10 protein-coding genes are annotated in these 8858 nt (G+C 70.5%); 4 read left to right on the top strand and 6 right to left on the bottom strand.

The window, feature by feature from the left end; translation table 11 throughout:
• From CCN37_RS41605 to CCN37_RS20325, 3 genes are all read right to left on the bottom strand, one after another.
• Positions 1-156, bottom strand: a 156-nt coding sequence (locus CCN37_RS41605; RefSeq protein ID WP_143261699.1) for an ATP-binding cassette domain-containing protein, incomplete at its 3' end; no start/stop codon positions are given.
• On the bottom strand, positions 153-797 hold the full coding sequence (locus CCN37_RS20330; protein WP_086823375.1) for an ABC transporter permease: 645 nt from the start codon (positions 795-797) through the stop codon (positions 153-155). The genes CCN37_RS20330 and CCN37_RS41605, both read right to left, overlap by 4 nt.
• The gene (locus CCN37_RS20325; protein WP_086823372.1) at positions 794-2482 is read right to left on the bottom strand and encodes a BCCT family transporter; all 1689 of its coding nucleotides are present in this window, start codon (positions 2480-2482) and stop codon (positions 794-796) included. The genes CCN37_RS20330 and CCN37_RS20325 overlap by 4 nt, the downstream gene beginning before the upstream one ends.
• 498 nt (positions 2483-2980) lie before the next feature.
• Between CCN37_RS20325 and CCN37_RS20320 the strand changes: the two genes are divergently transcribed.
• The 4 genes from CCN37_RS20320 to CCN37_RS20305 are packed head-to-tail and all read left to right on the top strand — an operon-like array spanning position 2981 to position 5864.
• The gene (locus CCN37_RS20320; protein ID WP_086823369.1) at positions 2981-3517 is read left to right on the top strand and encodes a hypothetical protein; all 537 of its coding nucleotides are present in this window, start codon (positions 2981-2983) and stop codon (positions 3515-3517) included.
• Positions 3518-3561: 44 nt separating this feature from the next.
• Positions 3562-4266 carry a YcnI family protein gene (locus tag CCN37_RS20315; protein ID WP_086823367.1) on the top strand — a complete coding sequence of 235 codons (705 nt, stop codon included), beginning with the start codon at positions 3562-3564 and terminating at the stop codon, positions 4264-4266.
• Entirely contained in the window at positions 4263-4850 is a 588-nt protein-coding gene (locus CCN37_RS20310; protein ID WP_086823364.1) for a copper resistance CopC family protein, read from the top strand. Before CCN37_RS20315 ends, CCN37_RS20310 begins: the two co-directional genes overlap by 4 nt.
• A gap of 3 nt (positions 4851-4853) precedes the next feature.
• A complete protein-coding gene (locus tag CCN37_RS20305; RefSeq protein WP_086823361.1) occupies positions 4854-5864 on the top strand; it encodes a copper resistance D family protein in 1011 nt (336 codons plus the stop codon).
• Between the two features lie 97 nt (positions 5865-5961).
• Here CCN37_RS20305 and CCN37_RS20300 read toward each other — a convergent pair whose 3' ends face one another.
• The 3 genes from CCN37_RS20300 to CCN37_RS20290 form a co-directional block, all read right to left on the bottom strand.
• Complete coding sequence (locus CCN37_RS20300; protein WP_246843174.1) at positions 5962-6198, bottom strand: hypothetical protein; 237 nt, start codon at positions 6196-6198, stop codon at positions 5962-5964.
• 272 nt (positions 6199-6470) lie between these two features.
• Complete coding sequence (locus tag CCN37_RS20295) at positions 6471-7385, bottom strand: phosphotransferase enzyme family protein (protein WP_246843173.1); 915 nt, start codon at positions 7383-7385, stop codon at positions 6471-6473.
• Positions 7382-8809, bottom strand: a complete 1428-nt coding sequence (locus CCN37_RS20290) for a helix-turn-helix transcriptional regulator (RefSeq protein WP_086823358.1) — start codon at positions 8807-8809, stop codon at positions 7382-7384. Before CCN37_RS20290 ends, CCN37_RS20295 begins: the two co-directional genes overlap by 4 nt.
• Positions 8810-8858: the final 49 nt, after the last annotated feature.

Below are 8858 nucleotides of genomic sequence, written 5' to 3'. Positions count from 1 at the left end.
CGTGGTGGTCTTGCCGCAGCCGGAGGGGCCGACGAAGACCACCGTCTCCCCCGCCGGGATGGTCATGGTGACCTCGTCCACCGCGGCGCTCTTCTGCCCCGGGTAGCGCTTGCTGACGTTGTCGAGGTGGATCTCCACACCGGTCTTGCCGTTCACCGAATCCCCCTCGGGGTGGTCAGTCGACCGACGAGCACCCACAGCCCGTCGATCACCAGGGCCAGCACGATCACACCGAGGGTTCCGGCGACCGCCATGTTCACCGCGTTCGCTCCGCCGACCCGTTGCAGGCCGGAGAAGATGAGGTTGCCGAGCCCCGGCCCCTTGGCGTAGGCGGCGATCGCCGCGATGCCCATGAGCATCTGCGTGCTCACCCGCATGCCGGCGAGGATCGACGGCCAGGCCAGCCGCAGCTCGATCCGCGTCAGCACACCGGCCCGGCTCATCCCGATGCCGCGCGCCGCGTCCGTCACCGATCCGTCCACACTGGACAGTCCGACGATGGTGTTGCGCACGATCGGCAGCAGCGCGTAGAGCACGAGCGCGGTCACCGTCGGCGCGACGCCGAGCCCCAGCACGGGGATCAGCAGGCCCAGCAGGGCGAAGGACGGAATGGTCAGGATGGCGCTGGTCAGCGCCGTCGCGACCGCCGAGCCGCCGGGGCTGCGGTACACCCCGACGCCGACAAGGACCCCGATCACCGCGGCGATCACCGTGCACTGGAGCACGGCGCTCGCATGCAGCGAGGCGTCCACGAGCACCTGCTCCCACCGGGAAGCCAGGAACTCCCAGAAGCTCACCGCAGCGCCTCGGTCTCAGAGGTCTTGGCTGGCTCGGAGATCAGCACCTTGCCGTTGCTGGAGCCGTTCCCGTTGCCGTCGCAGATCTCCAGCGCGAACTCCTCGCCGTACTGCTCGGTGCCCTGGATGACGGCGGCCTCGACGACCTCAAGGCCCTTGTTCTCCCTGCGCACCAACGGATCGCTGCGCAGGTCCTTGGCAAGCGAGAGGCACATCGCCACCATCACGGCGGCGAACGGAACGGCCGCGATGATCGTCAGCTTCTGCAGGCCGTCCAGCGCGGTGGCCCCGCCGACCATCAGCATCACCGCGGCGACCGCGCCGGTCAGCGCGCCCCAGAACACGACGATGGACTTCTTCGGCTCGATCGACCCGCGCTGCGAGAGCGTCCCCATCACGATCGACGCGGCGTCCGCCCCGGACACGAAGAAGATCGCCACCAGGATCATCACCACGACGCTCGCGATGCCCGCCCAGCCCGGGAACTGCTGGAGCACGCCGAAGAGCTTGGCCTCCTGGCCGCTCGCCCCGGCGAGGTCCACGCCGTTGCGCTGGAAGTTCAGCGCGGTGCCGCCGAGGATCGCGAACCACAGCAGGCTGACCATGCTGGGCACCAGGATCACGCCGCTGACGAACTGGCGGATGGTGCGGCCACGGCTGATCCGCGCGACGAACATGCCGACGAACGGCGTCCACGAGATCCACCACGCCCAGTAGAAGATCGTCCAGTCACCGAGCCAGCTGGCCATGGCGTCACCACCGCTGGCGGCGGTGCGCGCGGCCATCTCGGCGGCGTCGGCGAAGTAGTGGCCGATCGAGGCGGGCAGCAGGTTGAGGATCAGCACCGTCGGACCGACCACGAACAGGAACAGCGCGAGCAGTCCGGCCAGCACCATGTTGATGTTGGAGAGCCACTGGATGCCCTTGGCGACGCCGGAGACCGCGGAGGCGATGAAGGCGATGGTCAGCACCACGATGATCAGCACGAGCACGGTGGTGCCCGCCGACTCCATCCAGCCGACCTCTTTCAGCCCTCGGCCGATCTGCAGTGCGCCGAGGCCGAGCGAGGCGGCGGAGCCGAAGAGGGTCGCGAAGATCGCCATCACGTCGATGGCCTTGCCGATCGGGCCGTTGGCCTGCTTCTTGCCGATCAGCGGCTCGAACACGGCGCTGATCAGCTGGCGCCTGCCCCTGCGGAAGCTGCCGTAGGCGATGGCGAGCCCGACGACCGCGTAGATCGCCCACGGGTGCAGCGTCCAGTGGAAGAGGGTGGTGGCCATCGCCGTCTCCAGCGCCTCGTCCGTCATCGGCGCGACGGTGCCGGGCGGCGGGCTGGTGAAGTGCGTGAGCGGCTCGCTGACGCCGTAGAACATCAGCCCGATGCCCATGCCGGCGCTGAACATCATCGCCACCCAGGACACGGTGCGGAACTCCGGTTCCTCGCCGTCCTTGCCGAGCGGGATCTTGCCGTAGCGGCTCAGCGCCAGCCACAGCGCGAAGACCACGAAGCCCGACGCGGCGAGCACGAAGGCCCACCCCGCGTTCGCGATGATCCACTTCAGGATGGCGCCGGAGACGGTGCTCAGGCTCTCCGTGCCGAAGACGCCCCAGCCGATGAAGGCGAGCGTGATGACGGCCGCGACCCCGAACACGACGGGGTCCAGCCGCCCGGGGCGCTCGGCCAAGGACGGCGTCCTCGGTTCGCCGGGCAGTGTCGTGGCCCCCTCAGGTTCCAGGGGACGGTGGTCTTCCTGTCGCTGGTGTTCTGGGTTCTCGGTAGCCACGGTGCAGTGCGCCGCTAGGCGCGCCCTCCTTCACAAAAGCGAACAGAAGCGCCACGCGGCCGGTCCCAGTGCCCCAGGCGAACCCGTCACGTGGACCGGCCCCGACCGCCTTCAGCGATCCCAACCTGACCCGTTCGGCGTAGCGGGGTCAACCGGACTCACCGGCGCCGTGGCCCAACCGACACCCTTTCTGCTCCATCAGTCGCAATCAGTTCCACAATGCGCAACACTCGCGGCACCTGCGTCCGCGCCGCTTAGCCCGTCCGTGTGATGCCGCAGAGAACGGCGCAGGGATTACCCGATCCGAGGTCGCCCAAACACACGATCAGCACTGTTGATCACGTGAGGTAAGCCCGCTGGTCACCCGCGCGATGGGTAGAGGACTTACGCTCACTGCTCGTGGCGGTACGGCTGGTCCCGGTTCGCGGCGCGCTACGAGCGCTCCGCGGGTGCCTGCTCGCCACCACCTCGGCCGCACTGGCCACCGTCGGCCACGTCGCGGCGGGCGGCTCCGCCCCGGACACCGCGCTGACCGTCCTGCTCACCGTGCTGATCGCCACCGTCGCGGTCTCCTTCGCGGACAAGCGGCGCGGCCCGCTGGCGATCCTCACCACGCTCGGCACCGCCCAGCTCACGACGCACCTGCTGCTCAACGCGCTGACGCTGCACGAGCACGGCGCGGTGACCGACTCCTGGACCATGCTCGCCGCGCACGTCGTCGCGACCCTCGTCACGGCGGCGCTGCTCGTCGGCGCCGAGTCCGCGATCTTCGGCATGGCCGCCGCGCTCGGCGCCGTGCTCCCCCGCCGTTCACCGCAGCCGCCGGTCTTCGCGCCGCTGCTCGCGGTCATCCCCGCCCGCTCCGGCCTGATCACCGCGCTCGACGTGCTGCTGCGCCGGACGCACGCCCGCCGTGGCCCCCCGCTGACCTCCTGAAACGCGCCTTCACCCCTTCCCAACGCATCAGGAGTCCCCAAGCCATGTCGTCATACCGACGCGTCCTCGGCGTGCTCGCCGTCACCGGAGTCGCCACGCTGCTCACCGCGGCCCCCGCGCTCGCCCACGTCACCGCGCAGCCCGGCACCGCCGAGCAGGGCGGCTACACCAAGGTCGCCTTCCGCGTGCCGAACGAGTCCGCGACCGCGGGCACCGTGAAGATCGAGGTCACCCTGCCCGCCGAGCACCCGCTCACCTCCGTGCGCACCAAGGCCGTCCCCGGCTGGAAGGCCCAGGTCACCAAGGCGCCGCTGGCCACGCCGGTGGAATCGCACGGCAGCAAGATCACCGAGGCGGTGCGCACCATCACCTGGACCGCCGACCCCGGCGTGAAGATCGGCAACAACGAGTTCGCCGAGTTCGAGGTCTCCATGGGCAAGCTCCCGGAGAACACCGACAAGCTGGTCATGCCCACCGCGCAGACCTACGACGACGGCAAGGTCGTCAAGTGGGAGCAGCTGCCGGTCAACGGCGCCGAGCCCGAGCGCCCCGCTCCCGTGCTCAAGCTGACCCCCAAGGCCGCGGCGGGCGGCGACGCGCACTCGCACGGCGGTGACGCCGCAGCCAAGACCGAGACCGCCGACAACACCGCGCGGATGCTCGGCGGCGCGGGCCTGGTCGTCGGCGCGCTCGGCGTCGGCTTCGGCATCGGAGCGATCGCGCGCAGCCGCAAGGCGACCTCGGCATGAGGCGCGCGCTCACCGCACTGCTGGTGGCGGGGCTGGCGCTGGTGCTCAGCGCCGGTCCCGCGCTGGCGCACAACGTCCTCGTCGACAGCAGCCCGAAGAAGGACGCGCAGGTCGAGTCCAGCCCGACCGAGCTGAAGCTGGTGTTCGACCAGCAGGTCCAGGCGGCCGACCTGGTCAACACGGTGACCCTGACCGGCCCCGGCGGCACCAGGTGGGCGACGGACAAGCCGAAGGTCGAGAACAACACCGTGACGGTCGCGGCCACGCCGCTCGGCCCGGCCGGTGAGTACACGATCGCCTTCCGCATCCTCTCCGCAGACGGCCACCCGGTCGGCGACAAGCTGTCCTTCCGCCTCACCAAGGACGGCCCCGGCACCCCGCTGTCCGGTGCCAAGCCCGCCGATTCGGCCACGCCCGCGCCCAGCGGTTCGGAAGCGGCGACCGTGACCGCTGTCGCCGGTCGCCAGGCCGATTCCAACGGCGGCTTCCCCGTGTGGGTCTGGTTCGCCGGAGCCGCGGTGCTGCTCGGCGCGGGCGTGGTGATCGCGCTCCGGTTCTCCCGGGCGCCGAACACGCGGGGCTAGGCCGTGCTCCACCGCGGCGGCCGGGCGCTGCTGTTACCGGGCGTGCTGGTGGCGGCCCTCGCGAGCGTGCTCGCCGGGGTCGCCGCCACCGCTCCCGCAGCCCTGCCCGGCCTGCCCGACAGCGCCGTCGTCCGGATCGGTCTGCCCGTGGTGCGACTGCTCGTGGACGCGGTCGGCATCGGCGCGGTGGGCGTCGGCGTGCTCGGCTGGCTGCTCCGTGGCGAGCGCAGGGCCTCGGCCGCGGCGGCGACCGCCCAGCGGGCCGGGGTGGTCCTCGGCGCGGTCTGGGTGCTGGCCGCGCTCGCGTTGCTCTGGTGGCAAGCCGCCGAGCTGTCGCCGAACGGGCTCGGCCTGCGCATCGGCGATCTGGCGGAGTACTCCTCGCAGGTCAGCAGTGGTCGAGCACTCCTGGTGACGGCGGGCTGCGGGTTGATCTTCGGAGTGCTCAGCCTCGTCACCACGCGTAGCCGCACCATCCCGGTCGAACTGCCCGTCGTGGTGGCCCTGCTCGGCGTGGTCGCCCTACCGCTCACCGGCCACGCGGCGGGCTCGGCCGGGCACACCCCCGCGATGCTGGCCACGGCGGTGCACGTGCTCGCGGCCTCGGCATGGGTCGGCGGTCTGCTCGCGGTGTTCGTGCTGGTGGCGCCGCACCGCGCGCTGCTGGCGAGCGTGCTGCCGAAGTTCTCCCGGCTCGCCGCGTGCTGCCTGGCCGCGGTCGCGGTCAGCGGCGCGGTGAGCGGGCTCGTCCAGCTCTCGGTGCGGGTGGACCGGCCGCTCTTCGACGCGTTGACCGGCACGGGCTACGGCTGGCTGGTGATCGTGAAGGCGGTGCTGCTCGCCGTGCTCGGCGGGATCGGCGCCCAGTTGCGCTTCCGGCTGCTGCCCGGCCTCTCGCCGGGCGCTTCAGCGCGCTCACGGCTGGTCCTCGCGGCGTGGATCACGACGGAACTGCTGGTCATGGCCCTTGCGGTGGGCTTGGGCGCCGCGCTCGGACGGGCGGCTCCCGGCTGAGGTGACCGTGGCGGGGAGTCGCGGAGGTCCCCACCCGGTCGAAGTCGGTGCTGGCCGTTCGTCAGCGCCCCCACGTCGGACGGACGGCCGTTGTCGCTCAGTCCTGCTCGGTCAACCGGGCGGGAAGGCGGTGCTTGCTGAGCACTTCCAGGCGCGCGACGGTGGCGTTGCCCCTGCGCTCCAGCTCAGCCTGGTCGATCCAGCCGGCAGCGAAGTGCCGGTAGTCCTGAGCCAGCATGACCAGCTCGGACAGGTACTCGGCGGAACGCCGCCTGCTCTCCTCCGACAGCTCCGTCACCAGCGGCAACTGGCTGTCAACGACCTCGTCCAACATCTCAGCTGCCTGCAGCGCGCGGCGACTGTGCCACTTCCTGCCTGTGAGCCCACCGATGCCCAACACCATCTCCACCCCTCCGCTGTGCACACACCGTGACTCGCCGAGAGAAACCGCCCGTTACTGGCGGTAACCAGAGCGCGGGTCTTGACTTAGCTCCGACATCCGCATGTCGTCCTACAGAAGGATTGCGTTACGGACAAACTCATTCTGGGGAACGATTGTCATGCTTGGCATCGTCCACAAGGCGGTGAGCATAGCTGCCGAGCAGCTCACTGATAGGGCGTCCATTTGGCTGACATGTCACCCGAACGAAAGGTTTTCAGCCTACGCGCCAACTCAGGTCGGACGTCCGGGTTGCTGCGCAGGATCGGCAGCACGCCGGTGGTCAGCTTCAGCTCCCGGACCTGCCGCAAGACCCGGAAACCCGGCCAGCGCGTGACGTCGAAGCCGTAGCCGCGCGCCAGCGCCCGGTACCGCTCGGTCCCGTGCCCGAAGCGCAGCATGCCGACCGCGAGCGGCGTCAGATCCCACTCGCGCGGCCCGACGCAGACCGAGTCCAGATCGCACAGCAGCATCTCGGCGCTGCCGGAGATCAGGTTGCCGAGGTGGGCGTCGCCGTGGATCGCGCCCTGGCGCAACGGAAAGCGCAGCGAGGCGAGCTCGGACTCGACCTCGTCCACGCGCAGCTCCAGGAAGTCGCGGTCGCCGCCGTCCAGCTCCTCGGCGTCGGCGAGCCTGCGCCGCACGTCCAGCAGCGGTTCCCACTTGCGGAAGGTGAACGGCGCGTGCGGCAGCTCGTGCATCCGGCGCAGCAGTCGCGCCAGGTCGAAGCCGGTCGGCCGGGGACCGTTCTCCGGGACCGACTGCCACAGCGTCGCGATGTGCCCGTCGACCTCGATCGGCTGAGCGATGCCCGGCAGCAGACGAACGGCGGGCACGTCGTGCTCGGCGAGCCAGGCCGCGGCCTTGACAACGTTGTCAGCTCTATGCCGAAGGGACGGGGAGAGGACGATGCGGACCACGACGGGCTGCGCCGCGAGCTGGAACACCGCGTTGTTGACGAAGCGGAGCAGCCGCGCACCCCGGGAGTCCAGCCCGACCGCGTCGCAGATCGCCCGCAACGCGGTGGCGAGCTTCGGGCGGGTGTAGCGCCCGCTCGTCCCCGCCTGCACGTCCACCGTCACGTACTGGGGTTCCCGGGCGCGAGCTTGCCCCGGAAGTGCGGGGAGCCGGTGCGCAGCCGGAACTGCTGGACGTCGTCGGCGAGCTCCTTGGCGTCGCCGATGTGCTGGTACCTGACCGCCTCTTCCTGCATGTGGTTCATCCGGTCGGCGACCCGCACCGAGTTCACGCCCTCGCCCATGTCGAAGGCCACCCGGCCGACGCGCAGGCCCTGGTCCACGTCGCCCGCCCGGATGTGGTCGGCGGCGAGCATGCTCAGGCCGAACACGTGGGTGCGCTTCATGTCGGACTCGTAGCCCTGCGTGCACTTGATCAGCTCGGCGACGGCGAGCGGCGCGTGCTTGGCGCGGAACTCCTCGATGCCGGCCAGCGAGTGGTGCACCGAGCCGATCATCCCGTGCAGGTCGTTGACGGTGAAGAACTTGACCCAGTCCGGCGCCGTCGCGAAGTCGGCCCGGGCGAACTCGTCCTTGGTGCGGCCGACCATCTTCATGGCCTGGTCCCGCTTGCCCATCATCGCGTAGGCCCAGGCCTCGTTCGCGCAGAGCACGGCCACCGTCAGCGCCGAGCCGGAGTCCTGCGCGGCGAGCTGGCCGAGCTGGAAGAGCTTGAGCGCGTCGTTGGGCGCCTCGTAGTGCAGGTACACCCGGCCCATCCGGTAGAGGATGTTCGCGACCAGCTCGTTGTGCTCACTGTGCTTGGCGAACTGCAGCGCCTTGCCGAAGTGGTTGCGCGCCGGGTCGAGCATGCCGGTGTCGAAGGACGTCCAGCCCGCGAGGCTGTGCAGGTCGGCGAGCGCCAGCTGGAGCCTGCGCCGAACGGGTTCGGCCGCGTCGGCGCGCAGCAACTGCTCGGCCCAGGACAGCTGGGCGACCACCGCGTCGCGGCAGGTGCCCCCTCCGTACTGGTAGTCGAGCGCGCGCAGCGCCTTGGTCGCGGCCTCGACCTGCTGGACGTCGGTCTTGCCGATCCGTTCGCGGGCGGGGGTCTGCGTCGGGTTGGTGACCCAGTGGCCCTGCTTGTCGCCGAACACCGACGCGCCCATGGTGATCGCGGCGGCGTGGGCGAGGAACATGCGCCGTTTCACCGACTCTTCCTCCTCGGCCTGGGGGTCGTCGGGAGGACCGACCACCCTCATGGCCGTGCCCCCGTCGTACGCGAGGCCCATGTAGCCCCTCGGCACGTCGAGGCCGTCGGCGATCCTGGCCAGCACGTCATAGGCCATGACCTGGCGACCCTTGAGGATCTCCGAGACCTCGGACTGCGACTGACCCGTCAGTGCCGCGATCTGGCGCTGGGAGACCCCGTGCCTGCGCAGCAGCCGGTACACCGAGGACACGTCGCGCGCGGCCAGCGCGTCCCGCATCTCCTGCTGCTCCCACACCTCGGGAGTAACAGGCGATCCTTGGGAACCGATGGTGCTCATTAAGCGCCCCCTTTTACGGTCCGACGGGCGTCATTCGAAGAGTAAGGGC

It is taken from the genome of Allokutzneria sp. NRRL B-24872 (assembly GCF_002155965.1).
Lineage (GTDB): Bacteria > Actinomycetota > Actinomycetes > Mycobacteriales > Pseudonocardiaceae > Allokutzneria.
This window is presented reverse-complemented; position numbering and strand designations above follow the sequence as displayed.

Coding starts and splice junctions, on each gene's coding strand:
- CCN37_RS20310 (WP_086823364.1), top strand. CDS start 4,263: ATGAGGCGCGCGCTCACCGCACTGCTGGTGGCGGGGCTGGCGCTGGTG.
- CCN37_RS20300 (WP_246843174.1), bottom strand. CDS start 6,198: ATGTTGGACGAGGTCGTTGACAGCCAGTTGCCGCTGGTGACGGAGCTG.
- CCN37_RS20290 (WP_086823358.1), bottom strand. CDS start 8,809: ATGAGCACCATCGGTTCCCAAGGATCGCCTGTTACTCCCGAGGTGTGG.
- CCN37_RS20315 (WP_086823367.1), top strand. CDS start 3,562: ATGTCGTCATACCGACGCGTCCTCGGCGTGCTCGCCGTCACCGGAGTC.